This is a genomic window from Methylobacterium sp. J-048 (assembly GCF_022829515.1).
Taxonomy (GTDB): Bacteria; Pseudomonadota; Alphaproteobacteria; order Rhizobiales; family Beijerinckiaceae; genus Methylobacterium.
Genome location: NZ_JAKSYL010000269.1, coordinates 1 through 16,642, shown reverse-complemented (window position 1 = coordinate 16,642; position 16,642 = coordinate 1). Strand labels below are relative to the sequence as shown.

Annotated in this window: 16 protein-coding genes and 1 pseudogene; 12 read left to right on the top strand and 5 right to left on the bottom strand. The window is 70.6% G+C overall.

The annotated features are described in order from the left end of the window. Positions 1–618: pseudogene (locus MKL09_RS26910) on the top strand (DNA-directed RNA polymerase subunit beta'); the annotation flags it as partial. 69 nt (positions 619–687) lie between these two features. Here MKL09_RS26910 and MKL09_RS26905 read toward each other — a convergent pair. After that, on the bottom strand, positions 688–1,221 hold the full coding sequence (locus tag MKL09_RS26905) for a helix-turn-helix domain-containing protein (protein WP_244025066.1): 534 nt from the start codon (positions 1,219–1,221) through the stop codon (positions 688–690). A gap of 116 nt (positions 1,222–1,337) precedes the next feature. Between MKL09_RS26905 and MKL09_RS26900 the strand changes: the two genes are divergently transcribed. The 5 genes from MKL09_RS26900 to MKL09_RS26880 all read left to right on the top strand — a co-directional run bounded on the left by MKL09_RS26900 (position 1,338) and on the right by MKL09_RS26880 (position 6,369). Continuing rightward, a complete protein-coding gene (locus MKL09_RS26900) occupies positions 1,338–2,036 on the top strand; it encodes a glutamine amidotransferase (protein ID WP_244025065.1) in 699 nt (232 codons plus the stop codon). After that, positions 2,033–2,743: an MOSC domain-containing protein gene (locus MKL09_RS26895; RefSeq protein ID WP_244025064.1), complete on the top strand. Its 711-nt coding sequence runs from the start codon at positions 2,033–2,035 to the stop codon at positions 2,741–2,743. The genes MKL09_RS26900 and MKL09_RS26895 overlap by 4 nt, the downstream gene beginning before the upstream one ends. A gap of 226 nt (positions 2,744–2,969) precedes the next feature. After that, positions 2,970–4,070, top strand: coding sequence for a cell wall hydrolase (locus MKL09_RS26890; protein WP_244025069.1), 1,101 nt, complete (start codon positions 2,970–2,972; stop codon positions 4,068–4,070). Positions 4,071–4,707: 637 nt separating this feature from the next. Further along, positions 4,708–5,298, top strand: a complete 591-nt coding sequence (locus MKL09_RS26885; RefSeq protein WP_244025063.1) for a hypothetical protein — start codon at positions 4,708–4,710, stop codon at positions 5,296–5,298. 84 nt (positions 5,299–5,382) lie between these two features. After that, positions 5,383–6,369, top strand: a complete 987-nt coding sequence (locus tag MKL09_RS26880; RefSeq protein ID WP_244025062.1) for an MDR family oxidoreductase — start codon at positions 5,383–5,385, stop codon at positions 6,367–6,369. On the opposite strand, the gene MKL09_RS26875 is transcribed toward MKL09_RS26880, so the two are convergent. Then, complete coding sequence (locus MKL09_RS26875) at positions 6,366–7,175, bottom strand: class I SAM-dependent methyltransferase (protein ID WP_244025061.1); 810 nt, start codon at positions 7,173–7,175, stop codon at positions 6,366–6,368. The genes MKL09_RS26880 and MKL09_RS26875 overlap by 4 nt on opposite strands. Positions 7,176–7,366: 191 nt before the next feature. On the opposite strand from MKL09_RS26875, the gene greA reads away from it, so the two are divergent. Continuing rightward, a complete protein-coding gene (greA, locus tag MKL09_RS26870; protein WP_244025068.1) occupies positions 7,367–7,843 on the top strand; it encodes a transcription elongation factor GreA in 477 nt (158 codons plus the stop codon). A 7-nt stretch (positions 7,844–7,850) separates the two neighbouring features. Here the strand turns inward: greA and MKL09_RS26865 are convergent, their stop codons facing one another. After that, complete coding sequence (locus tag MKL09_RS26865) at positions 7,851–8,747, bottom strand: LysR family transcriptional regulator (RefSeq protein ID WP_244025060.1); 897 nt, start codon at positions 8,745–8,747, stop codon at positions 7,851–7,853. A gap of 115 nt (positions 8,748–8,862) precedes the next feature. Between MKL09_RS26865 and wrbA the strand changes: the two genes are divergently transcribed. Then, positions 8,863–9,459, top strand: a complete 597-nt coding sequence (gene wrbA / locus MKL09_RS26860; RefSeq protein WP_244025059.1) for an NAD(P)H:quinone oxidoreductase — start codon at positions 8,863–8,865, stop codon at positions 9,457–9,459. 140 nt (positions 9,460–9,599) lie between these two features. On the opposite strand, the gene MKL09_RS26855 is transcribed toward wrbA, so the two are convergent. Then, positions 9,600–10,598 (bottom strand): L-threonylcarbamoyladenylate synthase, encoded by a 999-nt coding sequence (locus tag MKL09_RS26855; protein WP_244025058.1) that lies wholly within the window; start codon positions 10,596–10,598, stop codon positions 9,600–9,602. 137 nt (positions 10,599–10,735) lie between these two features. Between MKL09_RS26855 and MKL09_RS26850 the strand changes: the two genes are divergently transcribed. From MKL09_RS26850 to MKL09_RS26835, 4 genes are all read left to right on the top strand, one after another. Next, complete coding sequence (locus MKL09_RS26850; RefSeq protein ID WP_244025057.1) at positions 10,736–12,475, top strand: acyl-CoA dehydrogenase; 1,740 nt, start codon at positions 10,736–10,738, stop codon at positions 12,473–12,475. A gap of 10 nt (positions 12,476–12,485) precedes the next feature. After that, positions 12,486–13,253: an enoyl-CoA hydratase-related protein gene (locus MKL09_RS26845; protein WP_244025056.1), complete on the top strand. Its 768-nt coding sequence runs from the start codon at positions 12,486–12,488 to the stop codon at positions 13,251–13,253. Between the two features lie 32 nt (positions 13,254–13,285). After that, complete coding sequence (locus tag MKL09_RS26840) at positions 13,286–14,092, top strand: SDR family NAD(P)-dependent oxidoreductase (protein ID WP_244025067.1); 807 nt, start codon at positions 13,286–13,288, stop codon at positions 14,090–14,092. Positions 14,093–14,227: 135 nt separating this feature from the next. Then, positions 14,228–15,916: a B12-binding domain-containing radical SAM protein gene (locus tag MKL09_RS26835; RefSeq protein WP_244025055.1), complete on the top strand. Its 1,689-nt coding sequence runs from the start codon at positions 14,228–14,230 to the stop codon at positions 15,914–15,916. 15 nt (positions 15,917–15,931) lie between these two features. Here the strand turns inward: MKL09_RS26835 and MKL09_RS26830 are convergent. Further along, positions 15,932–16,642 (bottom strand): methyl-accepting chemotaxis protein (locus tag MKL09_RS26830; protein WP_244025054.1); only part of this gene is annotated, 711 nt, incomplete at its 5' end.

The following is a 16,642-nucleotide window of genomic DNA, read 5'->3' as shown; positions in this document are numbered from 1 at the left end:
ATCCACCTGCAGGACGGTGACGTGGTGGAGCTCGGCGATTACATCGTCGATGGAAACCCGGCGCCGCACGACATCCTGGCGATCAAGGGCGTCGAGGAACTTGCGGCCTACCTCGTCAACGAGATCCAGGAAGTCTACCGGCTGCAGGGCGTGTCGATCAACGACAAGCACATCGAGGTGATCGTCCGGCAGATGCTGCAGAAGGTCGAGATCACCGACGGCGGCGATTCGGACATCCTCGCGGGTGATCAGATCGATCGGACGGAGCTGACCGAGTTCAACGACAAGCTGCTTGCCGAGGGCAAGAAGCCGATCCAGGGCGTGCCGGTCCTGCTCGGCATCACCAAGGCGTCCCTGCAGACGAAGTCGTTCATCTCGGCGGCCTCGTTCCAGGAGACGACCCGGGTGCTCACCGAGGCCGCGGTCAACGGCAAGGTCGACCATCTGGAAGGCCTGAAGGAGAACGTCATCGTCGGCTCGCTCATCCCGGCGGGCACGGGTTCGATGGTGGCCGACATCCGCGCGGTGGCACGCCGCCGCGACGCGATGATCCTGCAGCAGAAGCAGGCCGGCAGCGCCGCGGATCCGATCGAGGGACTTCCGCCCGCCGCTGAGTGATCGGCTCGGAAACGCAGACGCGGGAAAGGGCGGCCGAGTGGCCGCCCTTTCTTTTTGCCGGCTCGCGTATCAGCCGGCCACGAAGACCAGCACGGCGGCCTTGCGCCCCCCGAGCCGGCGCAGCCGATGGGGCAGGCCGGCATCGTAGGTGGCGCAATCGCCGGCGCTCAGCGCGATGAGCCGGTCCGCGACCGCCAGCTCGACCGCGCCCTCCAGCACGTAGGCGATCTCCTGGCCGCCATGGCTCGGCCGATCCTGGGTGAGGAACGCGTCGCCGGGCTCCACGATGTACAGCGCCCCGGCCCGGCCGGCGGCTCCGGGTATGACGGCCTGTATCCCGTAGGCCGGATCCTGGACCACGGTGCGATCTGCTCGTCGCACCACGACCAGGTCGGCGGCCCCGGCCGATTCGCCGAACAGCTCTGCCATCTGGGCGCCCAGCGCATGAGCGATCGCTTCGAGGGTCCCGACCGAGGGCGCCTTCTCACCGCGCTCGATCCGGGACAGGTGCCCCTTGTGGATGCCGGCGGCGGCGGCCAGCGCTTCGAGGGTCAGGCCGCGGCGGTGGCGGAAGGCGCGGATGCGGCCGGCGAGGATCGACATGGCGGGACCATGCCGGTTGCGCCCCATACGGGCAACCCTTATGCCTTAGGACAACACGTTGTCCGACTCGGGGCGCTCTTGGACGCTCCGGGTCGACCTCGAGCCGGGTCCGGTCCATGCGCATCGCCCTCGTCATCCGCCACGTCGCTTTCGAGGATCTTGGCGCCTTCGCCGCACCGATCGAGCGAGCGGGCTACGCCGTCCGCTACCAGGAGGCCGGGCTCAATGCGCCGGATCCGGAAGACGGCCGGCGGGCAGACCTGCTGGTCGTGCTCGGCGGGCCGGTCGGCGCCTACGAGGACGACCTCTACCCGTTCCTGCGCGGCGAGCGCGAAGCCCTGCGGGCCCGGCTCGCGGCCGGCGCGCCGACCCTCGGGATCTGCGTCGGCGCCCAGCTGATGGCCGCCGCCCTCGGCGCCCGGGTCGCCCCCGGGCCGGGCAAGGAGATCGGCTGGGCGCAGGTGGAACTGACCGATCGCGGCCGAGCCGGCCCATTGCGGCACCTCGACCGCGTGCCGGTGCTGCACTGGCACGGCGACGTTCTCGATCTCCCGCCCGGCGCCGAGCGCTTGGCCGCCACGCCGCTCTGCCCCAACCAAGCCTTCGCGCTCGGCCGGCACGGGCTGGGCTTCCAGTTCCACCCCGAGGCGGACGGGCAGGGTTTCGAGCGATGGCTGATCGGCCATGCGGTCGAGATCGCGGCGACGCCGGGCGTGTCGGTGCCGGCTTTGCGCGACGATGCGCGTCGGTACGGTCCGGGCGCCGCCGAGGTGGGACGGCGCTGCCTCGGCGAATGGCTCGGCGGGCTCGCATGACCGAGGCTGTGACGGATGTCGCGATCGACGTGGTGCTGGCCGGGCCGAGCGCGCCCCTGGGCACGACCGGCTTTCGCAGTGCCATCGCCAAGGTACCCCTCGGCCGCCCGGTCGCGGTCGGCCCGAACGGGCTGGAGGGCGACGAGCAGGCGGACCTGCGCCATCACGGCGGCCCCGAGAAGGCCGTGCACCATTACGCGTTCGATCATTACGCCGGCTGGCGGCAGGAACTGCCGGGACCTGAGCCGGCGCTCCTCGCACGGCCCGGAGCCTTCGGCGAGAACTTGTCGACCATCGGCCTGACCGAAAACGACATCTGCGTCGGCGATCTGTGGCGCGCCGGGTCGGCCCTGCTGCAGGTCAGCCAGGCCCGGCAGCCCTGCTGGAAGCTCAACCACCGCTTCGGCGCCGCCGACATGGCCCGCAGGGTCCAGGCGAGCGGGCGAACCGGCTGGTATTACCGCGTCGTCGAGCCGGGGGTGATCGCGGCGGGCGACCGCCTGCGCCTGATCGACCGGCCGCATCCGGCTTGGCCGCTCGCCCGGCTCCTGCGGGCCTTCTACGTGGACCGGCTGGATCGCGCCGCCCTCGCCGGCATCGCGGAACTCGAGGCGCTGTCGCCCTCCTGGCGGGCGCTGGCCCGGCGGCGCCTCGAGCGCGGCGTGGTCGAGGATTGGGCACCTCGCCTCGAGCCTCCCGGCGGCTGAGACCGGCATGGGCGATAGCGCCGTCCCCTTTCGGACGCGCGCCGGCAGGCGCGCTTAACCCGGCTTCAACCATACCGGCCGATAAATCCCGGACCGCACCGGAACCGCCGTGATCGGCGCTCAGGATCGCGGATGGGCTGATCGGAACGGGTCTGTAGCCGTGCGTGCGAGACGAGGACGACGGGAATCGAGCCTGCGCTGGCTCTCGGCCGCCTTCACGCCCTGGCTGGCGGGGCTGGGCCTGTTGGTCTCGTTCACGGCCGATGCCGGGACCGAGAACGCGATCGGGTCGAGCCGGCTGGGGGCGATCGACGCCTTCACGGTGCCGGCCCTGCCGCCCGGCACCGCGCTGATCGGATCGGCCCTGCGGCGCAGCGCTGACGAAACGCTCCAGTCCGTGTTCAAGACCGGCGCGCATGTCTTCCCGGTGGTGCAGCGCCAGGCCAAGGGCGACCCGTCGCAGCCGCCGGCCGCGAGCTTTGCTCGCCGCGCCGCATCGCTGCGCGAGAGCGGGGCCGCCCTGGTGTTCGGCGACGTCACCGGCAGCGTCAGCGGCGTGCTGAGCGCGGGCTCGGCGGTCTGGGATCCCGAGGCCGAGCCGGAGGCCGGCTTCGTGCCGGTGCCCGATCTCGGTCTGACCACGGGGTCCGGCACCGCCGCCTCCACGGGCGAGGGCAGCGCCGACCTGACCGAGGATGGCGAAACCGAGCGCCGCTACGACGGCTCGACCCCGCCCGTGCCCCGGGCCGTGGCCCTGTCCTCGACCACGCCCGCGCCGGCCGACGCGATCCCGATCGAGGTGGCGGCCGCGAGCCTGGCGCAGCCCGATTTTGCGATCCGTCCGGAGCGCCGGGAGATCCTGCAATCGGTCCCGGAGGATGCCAGCCGGCGCTACGCCGACCTGATCGACCCGGATTCCCTCGATAAGGAGCAGCGCTGCTTGTCCGAGGCGGTCTATTTCGAGGCCCGGAGCGAGTCCGAGACCGGACGCGCCGCCGTGGCCCAGGTGGTGCTCAACCGGGTGAAGAGCGGCCTCTACCCGAGCAGCGTCTGCGGCGTCGTCTACCAGAACCGGCACCGCTACATGGGCTGCCAGTTCTCCTTCGCCTGCGAGGGCAAGTCCCTGCGCATCACCGATGCCGGCGCCTGGGACTCGGCGACCCGGATCGCCCGCTCGGTGATCGAGGGCCGGACCTACCTGGCCGAGGTCGGGGCCGCCACCCACTACCACGCCGATTACGTGCAGCCGCGCTGGGCGCGGCGCCTGCGCAAGATGGACGTCATCGGGCGGCACATTTTTTATCAGCTCAAGCCCGGGCAGACCTGAGCGGCCTGCCGCGACAGGGGCTTCTCTTGCCTGCGCGGACGTTTGCATTCGTGGGCTGAGGCCCACATAGTGTAGGCGAGAGCCCGCGGGGGGCCACCCGCGGACCCTCTTGTTGGGTAGCCAGCTAGCTACGTATTACGCGAGCCCGAGCGTGATGGTCACAGACCACTCACCGCTCGGGTTCCTCGCAATGGTGATCCGCACAAGCGGAATCATCCACACATCGCTCACCCCCTTCCCGTCTGCCTACTCGAACGACGGCGGTCGGCTACTCCGCCGTAAGCGCCGGTGGCCCGGCGCCTTCGTGACGGGAGGGTGCGCCCAACGGGGCCACGGTAGCGGGCACGTTTGCACCTGTCACTTTGGCGCTGGCCGGCATTCGAGATTGAACCTCATCCCACCGGATGTCGCTGCGCCGCGGAGGCGGCCGACCGGAGAGTCATCGTGCGCGGGACGATGCGATCGATTGTCGAAAGTTACCTAAGCATTCAGTAACTACGCAATCGGGACCGAGGGTAATTTTACCTTCCTTTTGAACTCTGCTTGCGAGTCGGGCAACGACTCTGGACTGTAGTGCGTCGAGACCAGCGCCGCCTTTGCGCAGCATCTCGCCCGTACCGCGTACCAGAGGACTTCCATGACCGCCCCGGTCGCACGCTCCACCCTTCTCGCCGCCGCCTTCGGCGGCCTGCTGTTCGCCGCCCCCGCGCAGGCGGGCGGCTGCTACGGCTCCGAATGCTACCGCCACGTCACGACCCCGCCGGTCTACGACACCGTGCAGGAGAACGTGCTGGTGCGGCCGCCGCGCACCGTCTACCGCACCACGCCGCCGGTCTACGACACGGTGTCCGAGCGCGTGATGGTCGCGCCCGGTGGGCGCTTCTGGCAAACGAGCCGTGGTCCCGGCGGCGAGCTGATCGGCTGCTGGGTCACCACGCCGCCGCGCTTCGCCCTGCGCACCCGCACCGTGCTGGTGCGGCCCGCGCAGTCGATCCCCGAGACGATCCCGCCGGAATACGCCACCGTCTCCCGGCGCGTCCAAGTGGCCCCGGCCCGCTCAGGCTGGGTACCGCTCGGCGGCGGCTACGGGGGCGGTTATCGCGCCGCGTCCTATGGCGGCCCGCTGGTCGGCTCGATTCCGGACGCCGTGGGCATCACCGGCGCCAGCTCGGCGGATGTCGGTGTCGGCCTCGGCTTCTCCACGGGCAGCCAATACGACGGCTACTGATATTCGGCGGCCCGTCTTTGGCCCCGGCCGCCTTGATTCCGGACGCCCCGGCGACACCTCACCGCGGAAGCATGGGAGGCGGCAATGGGGACGTTCAAGGCCTGGGTTGTGGACAAGGGCGAGGCTGGGCAGAGCCTCGCCTTCCGGGATTTCGACGACGCCGACCTGATGGACGGTGACGTCACGGTCCGGGTGACGCACTCGACCCTGAACTACAAGGACGGGCTCGCACTCACCGGCGCATCACCGGTGGTGCGCCGCTTCCCGATGATCCCCGGCATCGATTTCTCAGGGATCGTCGAGACCTCGGATCACCCCGAGTACAAGCCGGGCGACGCGGTGGTGCTCACCGGCTGGGGCGTCGGCGAGACCCATCTCGGCGCCTATGCGGAGCGCGCCCGGGTCAAGGGCGACTGGCTGGTGCCGCTGCCGCAGGGTCTCACGCCCGAACAGGCCATGGCGATCGGCACCGCGGGCTACACCGCGATGCTGTGCCGGATCGCCCTAGACGCCCACGGGCTGACGCCGGAGCATGGACCCGTGATCGTCACTGGGGCCTCGGGCGGCGTCGGCTCGGTGGCGGTGGCGCTGCTGGCCCGGGCCGGCTGGCACGTGATCGCCTCCACGGGCCGGGACGGCGAGGCCGATTACCTCAAGGGCCTCGGCGCCGCCGAGATCCTCGACCGGGCGGAGCTGTCCAAGCCCGGCAAGCCGCTCGGCAAGGAGCGCTGGGCGGCGGGCGTCGACGCCGTCGGCTCGACCACCCTGGCCAACGTGCTGGCGCAGACCCGGGCCGACGGTGCGGTCGCCGCCTGCGGTCTCGCCCAGGGCATGGACCTGCCGACCTCCGTGGCGCCGTTCATCCTGCGCGGCGTCTCCCTGCTCGGGATCAACAGCGTCACCACCCCGCAGAAGAAGCGCCGCGAGGCCTGGGCGCGCCTTGCCCGGGAACTCGATCTGGAGAAGCTCGCCAGCATGACGACCCGGGTCCGCCTGGAGGAGGTCGGCCGGCTCGGCGAAGAGATCCTAGCCGGCCGGATCCGCGGGCGGACCGTGGTGGAGGTCGGCTAAGGCCCCTTCCGGGCTTGGAGCAGGTAGCTCAGCGGCAGCAGCCGGCCGGCGGCGAGGGCCTCGTGGGCCGTCGTGCTGATGTTGTCCGGGAATTCCTGGAAGCGCTCGATCGCGAGCCCCGCGCCGATCAGGCTCTCGATCACTCGGCTTATGGGATGCACGAACCAGTAATGCGGTCCGACCTGCGGCGCCGGACCGTCCCCGTACACGATGGCGTTCTCGCCCACGAACGGCGCATCGCGGAAATAGGAGTGCCGGACCAGGAGCGGCGGCTCCTGCTTCGGCTCGAATAGGTTCGCGACAGGGTGCTCCTCGTGGATGAGGATCCGCCCGCCGGGGCGCAGCAAGCGCGCCGGGACGGCCATAAACCGGGCGAGGTCGGGCATCCAGCCGAGCACGCCGATCGTGATCACCACGAGGTCGAAGCGGCCATCGTACTGCGCATCGATCGCATGCACGTCGCCGGCGACGAACCGGCAGGCGCGCCCGGCGATCCGGGCGAGCTCCCGAGCCTGATCCAGGAAAGCTTCCGACTGGTCGAACCCGGTTGCCGCCCGGGCATCGAGATTCATCAGGGACACGGTTTCCCGGCCGTTGTTGCAGCAGAGCTGCGCGACATTGCTGTGTTCGAGACCGATCGCGCGCAGCGCATGCTCCATCGGCGGGTCGAACCAGGAGAATTCGGGGTTGCTGGCGAAGTTGTGCACCAGTCGATTCCAGGATGGGTCGTCGCGGTGGAGCGGGGCGGAGGCGTCCCAGGCTTTACGGTTGGCCGCGATGGCATCGGAAAAGGATGGAGACGGCATCGGCGGCCCCGAAGGTCTTTCGAAGAGCCCGTTCTCTCGCACGAATGGTGCGCGAAACAAAACGCAGGACCTTCGATTCTGTTGGCGGGACTCTACCGGACGGGTGCGCCGGGACAGTGTCGATCCGGCTCGGGCGCGGCCAGCTGGAGGCTGGCTGGAACCGTTGCCGTTCCGGCCGCATTGCTTCCCTTATGAGTGTCGCATTCGTCAAAGAGCCTGAAGGCGGAGAAGCCTTCGAGAACCTGCCAGACCGCCCCGTCTCGCCCCATACGAACTTCGTCACCCCCGAGGGATTGGCGCAGATCGAGGCCGAGGTCGCGCGCCTCGAGCGGGAACTGTCCACCCTGGATCACGCCGACAAGGCGGAGGATTCCCGGATCGGGCGGGACCTGCGCTACTGGCTCGCCCGCAAGAACACCGCGCAGGTGGTGGAGCCGATCGACGGCCAAACGGTGCATTTCGGTGCCACCGTCACGATTCTGCGCGAGGATGAATCCGGCAAGGAGACCCGACAGACCTTCCGCATCGTCGGCGAGGACGAGGCCGATCCGCACAAGGGCTCGATCTCCTACGTGGCTCCGCTCGCCCACGCGATTACCGGCAAGAGCGTCGGCGACGTGGTCGAGGTCAACGGCCATGAGGTCGAGGTGGTGGAGATCCGCGCCTGAACGAAGGTCACCGACCTTCGAAGCGCGCCCGCAGGGGCAGGATCGCCTCGGCGAGGTGATCCATGAAGGCCCGGACCCGCCCGGCATGGCGCAGGTCGGGATGGGTCAGCATCCAGAGGTCGGCCGCGATCTCCGGGTGTGGGCCTGATAGCCGGCGCAGACCGCGCTCGGCATCGCCCTCGAAGCAGGGCAACGGGCCGATCCCGATCCCGGCCGCCACGGCAGCGGTCAACCCCGTCACCGTGTTGATCCGTAGCCTGACCTGCTCGGCCGGAACCCGCGCCTCGATGAAGGGCGTGAACAGGCTACCCGCCACGGCCGAACCGGGGACGACCCAGTCCTCGGCCGCGAGATCGCCATAGACCCGGTCTGCCTGTCCGTAGACCGCCCAGGCGAGGCCGGTCAGGCGTCGTCCGACCAGCGTCTCGCTCGGATTTCGGCTCGCGCGGATCGCCACGTCGGCGTCCCGGCGCGACAGGTTCAGCGCTGCCTCGGCCAGGATCAGGTCGAGGCGGATCTGCGGATAGCGCGCGCAGAACGTCGCCAAGATCGGCATGAGAAGCCCGGTGGCGACATTCACCGGGGCGGTCACGCGCAACTCGCCCGACGGCGCCTGTTCCTGGCCGGCAATCGTCCGGGAGAACTGGGCCACGTCGGTCTCGATCCGGGCAGCAGCCTCGATCATCGCCAAGCCGGCCGGGGTCGGCACGTAGCCGGTGCGGAGGCGCTCGAACAGGCGCGCGTCGAGCCGTGCCTCGATCGATCCGAGTCGCCGGAACGCCGTGGAATGGTTGATCCCGAGTTGCGCTGCAGCCGCGGTCAGGCCGCCCCTTTCGGCCACTGCCTTCACGAAGCGGAACTCGTCCCAGTCGAGCAAAACGCCGGCTTTCTTGCGTGGCTGCAAGCCTATTCTTGCGCGGAAGGGCATTTTTGCAAACCACGAAATGCGCGATGGAGACGCCATCGTGCCGCCGGCTGAGTCCGGCGGCATTCCGCAACCCGAGACGAGAGATCGCGCGATGGCCAAGGTTCTGGTGCTGTACTACTCGACCTACGGACATGTGGAGCAGATGGCCTACGCGGTCGCCGAGGGCGCCCGGGAGGCTGGAGCCGACGTGGTGGTCAAGCGCGTGCCGGAGCTGGTGCCCGAGGAGGTCGCCCGGCAGAGCCATTTCAAGCTCGATCAGGCCGCGCCGATCGCCACCGTCGACGAACTCGCCGAATACGATGCGATCATCTTCGGCACGCCGACCCGCTACGGCAACATGGCCTCGCAGATGAAGCAGTTCATCGACCAGACCGGCGGCCTGTGGATGAAGGGCGCGCTGGTCGGCAAGGTCGGCTCGGTGTTCACCTCGACGGCCTCCCAGCATGGCGGTCAGGAGACGACGCTGACGAGCTTCCACACGGTGCTGTTCCACCACGGCATGGTGGTGGTCGGCCTGCCCTATTCGTTCCCGGGTCAGGCGGGCGTCGAGGCGGTAAAAGGCAACACGCCCTACGGCGCCAGCACCATCGCGGACGGCGACGGCTCGCGCCAGCCGAGCGCGGTCGAACTGGACGGCGCCCGGTTCCAGGGCCGCCACGTCGCCGGGATCGCGGCCAAGCTGGCCTGAGGAGCCCGCGCAAGAAAAAAGGCTCGGATTGCTCCGAGCCTTGAAGGAAAAAGGCCATTTGGGGGCTGAGAAGGCCTTCGTGATCAATGAACGGTCGACGGTCCGGTCTGTTCCGGGCCGTCGATAAAATACTTTTGCCGTCAGCGGGGTGCGGCGGCCCGGGCCAGACGGTCCCGGATCGCTTCGCCCAGGCCCTCCGCGGGGATCGCGACCACCGCGATGGTGGCGGCCCCTGAAGCGTCGAGATCGCGCAAAGCCCCGAACAGCCGGGCCGCCGCCTCGGTCGGATCGCCCGCGGGGCTCAGGTTCAGCACCGCCCGCGCCCGTTCGTGGCCCTCGGGCCGCCCGAACCCGAACAGCAGCAACGCCTCGCCGGGCTCCACGCGCTCTACGTCAAGACGCACCCGCGCCCGGGGGGCGTAATGCGAGGCGAGCATGCCGGGGCCGACCGGTGTCTCGGAATCCGCCGCCGCGGGGGCGGCCGGGTCGAAGCCCAGCACGGCGCGGAGCGCATCCCGGGTGATCCCGCCCGGCCGCAGCAGGCGTGGGCACCCGCCCAGGCAGGCGACCACCGTTGATTCGACCCCCACCGGCGTGTCCCCCCCGTCGAGCAAAGCGGCGATTCGGCCTGCGAGATCGTCGAGGACGTGGTCGGCCCGGGTCGGGCTGACGCGACCCGAGCGGTTGGCCGAGGGTGCCGCCACCGGCCGGCCGACGGCCTCCAGCAGGGCGCGGGCGACCGGATGCCCGGGCACCCGCAGGGCGACGCTCGGCAGCCCGGCCCGGGCGAGATCGCAGACGCGGGTGCCGGCATGTGCCGGCACGACCAGGGTCAGGGGGCCGGGCCAGAACGCCTCGGCTAAGCGCCGTGCGGAGTCGTCAAAAGTGCCCTCGGCGAGGGCCGTGTCCCTGTCGGCCAGGTGGGCGATCAGCGGGTTGAAGCGCGGTCGCTCCTTGGCGGCAAAGATCCGCGCCACGGCGGCGGGGTCGGTGGCGTCGGCCCCGAGCCCGTAGACCGTCTCCGTGGGGAAAGCCACGAGTCCGCCCGCCCGCAGCAGCGCGGCGGCCTGGGCGAGGCCGTCCGCATCGGGATCGAGCCGCCGGGTCGCGGCCGGGACCGTTGACCCGGGATCGTTCATGCGGGAAGCCGTTGCGCGAGATGATGGCGGCGCGCCCGTCGCGCGCCTATCCTGGGGCCGCCGTAGCCCCGGTGCCGGGGCGCGGTCAAACCCGCCCCGGAATATCAAGCGGGCGGGCCGAGAGGAGCGACGACCCGATGAGCTACCGCGCCCCCGTTTCCGAGATGCTGTTCACCCTCCGGCACGTGGCCGGGCTCGACGGGGTCGACCCGGAGGACGCCGAGGCGATCCTGACCGAAGCCGGGCGGATCGCCGCCGGGGTGATCGCGCCGCTGAACCGGGTCGGCGACCGGCACGGCAGCCCGTTGGCGGATGGCCGCGTCACCACGCCGCCCGGCTGGCGCGAGGCCTATCGCACCTTCACCGAAGGCGGCTGGAACGGCCTTTCGGCCGAGGCCGACCATGGCGGCCAGGGCCTGCCCAAGCTGGTCGAGGCCGCCTGCACCGAGATGTGGAACGGCGCCAACCTCGCCTTCGGCCTCTGCCCGCTGCTGACCCAGGGTGGCATCGAGGCCCTGGCGGCCCACGGCTCCGACGAGCTGAAGGCGCGCTACCTGGAAAAGCTCGTCACCGGCGAATGGCCCGCGACCATGAACCTGACCGAGCCGCAGGCGGGCTCGGACCTCGCCCTGCTACGCAGCCGGGCCGAGCGTGCCGGCGACGGCACCTACCGGATCACCGGATCCAAGATCTATATCACCTACGGCGAGCACGATCTGGCGGATAACATCATCCACCTCGTGCTGGCCCGCCTGCCCGACGCGCCGGCCGGTACCCGCGGCATCTCGCTGTTCCTGGTGCCGAAGGTGCTGCCGGACGGGTCCGCCAACGACCTGCGCTGCTCCGGCGTCGAGCACAAGCTCGGCATCCACGCCTCCCCGACCTGCTCGATGGCCTTCGGCGACAACGGCGGCGCCACCGGCTGGCTGATCGGGCAGGAGAACAAGGGCCTGGCCTGCATGTTCACGATGATGAACGCGGCCCGGCTCAATGTCGGCCTCCAAGGCGTCGGCGTCGCCGAGGCGGCGACGCAGCGGGCGCTGGCCTACGCGCAGGAGCGCCGGCAGGGCCGGGCGGTCGGGGCCGCCGAATCCACCAGCCCGATCGTCGCACATCCGGATGTGCAGCGCATGCTGCTGACCATGAAGGCCTATACGGCCGCCGCTCGCGGCATCTGCTACCTCACGGCGGCCGCCCTCGACGCGTCCCGGGGCCCGGAAGGGCAGGGCGCCCTCGACCGCGCTTCCCTGCTGACCCCGGTGGCCAAGGCGTTCGCCACGGATCTCGCCAACGAAGTGACTTCGCTCGGCGTGCAGGTCCATGGCGGCATGGGCTTCGTCGAGGAGACCGGGGCGGCCCAGCTGATGCGCGATGCCCGCATCCTCGGCATCTACGAGGGTACCAACGGCATCCAGGCCATCGACCTCACCGCCCGCAAGCTGCCGCTCAACGGCGGCGCCACCGCCCGGTCGCAGATCGCCTGGATGCGGCGGGCCGCGGAGGGGCTGCTCAAGGCATCCGACCCCGCCTTCGGCCACATGGCGGCGCGGCTGCGCGACGGGATCGGCAGCCTCGACCGGGCGACGAGCCACCAGCTCGCGGCCCTGACCTCCAACCGCCCGAACGCGGCCCTGGCCGGCGCGACCCCGTATCTGCGCCTGTTCGGCCTGGCGCTCGGCGGCGCCTGCCTGGCCCGCTCCGCGCTCGCGGCCTCGGCGGCCCTGAAGGCCGGCGCGACCGACCCGGCCCACGCCGCCCGGATCGCGCTGGCGCGGTTCTACGCCGAGAATCTTCTGGTAGCCGCGGCCGGGTTGGAACAGAGCGTCGTCGAGGGCGGTGCTTTCACCGACGATGCTGCGCTGGCGCTGGCGGTTTGAGGGAACGGACATGGCCGAGACCGTCACGATCACCGATCTCGAAGGCGGCGTCCGCCTGATCACCCTGAACCGCCCCGAGAAGAAGAACGCGCTCACCGGGGCGATGTACGATGCGATGCGCGAGGCCCTGGCGGGGGCCGATGCGTCCGAAAAAATCGGCGCCGTGGTGTTCGCCGGGCAGCCCGGGATGTTCAGCGCCGGCAACGACCTCGCCGACTTCATGGGGGGCGCCGCGGGCGGCTTCAGCGCCTCGCCAGCCCTGGCCTTCATCCGCCAGCTCGCCCGGACCCGCACCCCGATGGTGGCGGCGATCGACGGGATCGCGGTGGGCATCGGCGCGACGCTGAGCCTGCATTGCGACCTCGTCTATGCCAGCCCGGCGGCGCGGCTGCGCATGCCGTTCGTGGAACTCGGCCTCGTACCGGAGGCGGCGTCGAGCTACCTGCTGCCCCTGCGGGTCGGGCGGCTCAAGGCGACGGAGCTGCTGCTCCTGTCCCGCCTGCTCGATGCCGACGAGGCGCTGGCGCTCGGCCTCGTCAACGCCGTGCTGCCGGCCGACATGCTGCTGGACCAGGCCATCGCCCAGGCGGCCAAGCTCGCCGCCTTGCCACCAGGGGCGCTGGCCGCGTCCCGCGCCCTGATCCGCGGCGACCAGGCGCAGGTCGAGGCGGCCCTGGAGGCGGAGGCGCGGGCGTTCGATGCGCAACTGCGCTCGACCGAGTCCCAGGAGCGGCTCGCCGCCTTCCTGGCGCGCGCCAAGCCCGCCTCAACGGCGTGAGCACGCCCGACCTATCCCAAAAGATCTGCCTGGTGGCCGGCGCCTCCCGGGGCGTCGGCCGGGGCCTGGCTCGGGCGCTCGGCGAGGCCGGGGCGACGGTGATCGTCACCGCCCGTTCCAGCGAGACCGGCCCGCGCACCGAGATGCGGCCGGAATCGATCGAGGACACCGCCCGCCTGGTCGACGCTGCCGGCGGGCGCGGCCACCATTACCTCTGCGACCACCGCTCGGAGCGGGCCACGGACACGCTGGTGCATTGGGTGCTGCGCCGGTTCGGGCGGATCGATGTCGCGGCCTGCAGCGTCTGGGGCGGCAACGAGGGCTATGACGGCGAGCGCTACCCGGACGGGGCCGGCTGGGGCACGCCGTTCTGGCGCCGCTCGGCCGAGCCGTATCTGGGTTTCCTCCAGGCCGGGCCGCTGCCGGCGCTGCTGCTCGCCCGCGCCGTCGCCCCGTCCATGGTGGCGGCACGCACCGGCCTGATCGCGCTGGTCTCGTTCGGGACCGAGGATTACCTCGGCGACGTGTTCTACGATTCCGCCAAGGCCGCGACCAACCGGCTGGCGCTGGCCTTCGGGCGGGAGCTCGCGCCCTACGGCGTGACCGCGCTCGGGCTCTCGCCGGGCTTCGTCGCCACCGAGCGGGCGCGCGACCTCGGGCAGGACGGGCGCGCCACCGAGGGACCACTCTACGCCGGCCGCGCGCTCGCCGCGCTGGCGGCCGATCCAGACGTCGCCGCCCGGGCCGGCGCGGTGCTGCATGCGGGCGATCTCGCCCGGATCTACGGCTTCACCGATGCCGACGGCGCCCAGCCGGAGCGTTTCCGCGTCGGGCCGTGACCATGCGCCGAAACCGATTCGGCATGCCGCGGGGGCGAAAAACGGCCTCAATTCTCCCGCACGTTAGACCGTAATCGTGAGTTCGGACCTGCGGTTTTTAAGCCGGCTCATTTCGGCGCGACGAGGACAACAAGCATGTCGGATGCGAATAGGGCCCCGCGCGTGCTGATGGTGTTCCCGAAGTTCTACGAAAACTCGATGTGGAACTTCAAGGAGGCCATGGAGCTGCAGGGCGCCCGGGCGCCCGCGCCGCCGCTGGGCCTGATCACGCTCGCCGCGATGCTGCCGCCGGCCTGGCAGGTGACCCTGGTCAACCGCAACTGCGAAGACCTCAGCGACGCTCAGATCCTGGCGGCCGACTTGGTGATGACCGGCGGCATGTTGCCCCAGGAGCCGGACTGCCTCGTCGTGATCGACACATGCCTGGCGCTCGGCGTCCCGGTCTGCGTCGGCGGCCCGGCCCCGACCTCGACCCCGGAGATCTACGACAAGGCCGACTTCCTGGTGCTCGGCGAGGCTGAGGGCATCCTCGCCACCTTCGTGGAGGCCTGGGAATCCGGTGCGCGCCGTGGCCGGTTCACGGCGGAAAAGTTCAAGGCGGACGTCACCACCAGCCCGATTCCTCGCTTCGATCTCCTGACCTTCAGCCACTACCTGTATATCGGCGTCCAGTTCTCGCGCGGCTGCCCGTTCACCTGCGAGTTCTGCGACATCATCGAGCTGTACGGCCGCTCGCCGCGGACCAAGACCACGCCGCAGATGCTGGCCGAGCTCGACCGGCTCTACGGCCTCGGCCATCGCGGCCATGTCGATTTCGTCGACGACAACCTGATCGGCAACAAGAAGGCGATCAAGCTGTTCCTGCCGCACCTGATCAAATGGCAGGAGGCGCACGGCTACCCGTTCAAGTTCTCGACCGAGGCGTCGCTGAACCTCGCGGACGACGACGAGCTGCTCGGGATGATGCGGGACGCGAACTTCTTCGCCCTGTTCACCGGGATCGAGACGCCCGATGAGGCGACGCTGATCCAGACCCAGAAGAAGCAGAACACCAAGCGCTCGATCGCCGACAGCGTGCACAAGCTCTACGAACACGGCATGTTCGTCACCGCCGGGTTCATCGTCGGCTTCGACACCGAGAAGGACAGCATCAGCACGGCGATGTCCCTGTGCATCAGCCAGACCGGCATCCCGATTTCGATGGTCGGCCTGCTCTACGCGATGCCGAACACCCAGCTCTCGCGCCGCCTGCGCAAGGAGGGCCGCCTGTTCGAGAACTTCGCCTACACCACCGCCGAGCAGGGCGACCATTGCACGCAAGGGCTCAACTTCGTGACCCTGCGCCCGCAGCAGGACGTGCTGGCCGATTACCGGGACGTGCTGGCGGAGATCTATGACCCGCCGAACTTCTTCGAGCGCGTCCGGGAGATCTCCCGCCGGGTGAAGCGGCCCAAATTCGCGGCCCACAAGCTCGACTGGCGGCACGTCGCGCGCGATCTGGGGTCGCTGCTCCGGATCTGCTGGCGGATGACCGTGCGGCGGCCGGAACTGGCCAAGCATTTCTGGAGCGTGTTCCTGCAGACCGCCCGCCACAATCCGGCGGCCCTGGAGGCGGTGGTCACCAACATGGTGATCTACCTGCACGTCTACCCGTTCTCACGTTACGTGATCCGCGAGATCAACGGCCGGATCGCCGAGCTCGAAGCCGGCCGCTGGGTGTCGCCCCCGATTCTGGCCCCCGAGAAAGACAGCGGCGGCAAGGCCGCGCCAGTCGGCAAGGTGGTCGCCCGCGCCGAGGTCAAGCACCTCGCCGCGGTGGCCTGAGCGAACGCGCAGCGCTCAGGCGGCGCGCACCGTCCGCAGGAAATCGCCGATCTCCCGGCGCAGGGCCTCGGATTGCGCCGAGAGGCTCGCCGCCGAGGCGAGCATCCGGGTGGCGGCCGTGCCGGTCTCGTCGGCGGCCCGGGCGACCGCATCGATCGTGCCGGTGACCGAGCCGGTCCCGGCGGCAGCCTCGGCGATGTTGCGGGCGATCTCCTGGGTCGCCGCGCCCTGTTGCTCGACGGCGGCCGCGATCGAGGTCGCCACCCCGTCGATCTCGCGGATCTGGCCGGCGATGCCGTCGATGGCACCCACCGTCTGGCCGGTCGCGCCCCGGATCCGGCCGACCTGGCCGGTGATCTCGTCGGTGGCCTTGGCGGTCTGCGCGGCGAGCGCCTTCACCTCCGACGCCACCACGGCGAAGCCCCGGCCGGCCTCGCCGGCGCGGGCCGCTTCGATGGTCGCGTTGAGCGCCAGCAGGTTGGTCTGGCCGGCGATGTCGGAGATCAGCCGCACGACGTCTCTGATCCGGCCGGCGGCCTCGCGCAGCTCCTGAACCAGCCCCGCGGTCTGCCCGGCCTGGGCGACCGCGCCCCGGGCGAGCTCCGCGGCACCGTCGACCTGCCGACCAATCCCCTGCACCGGGGCCGCGAGTTCCTCGGCGGCCACCGGCACCGTGCCGACATGGTCGGCGGGCTCGTGCGCTGCGCTCGCACGTATCGGAGGAGC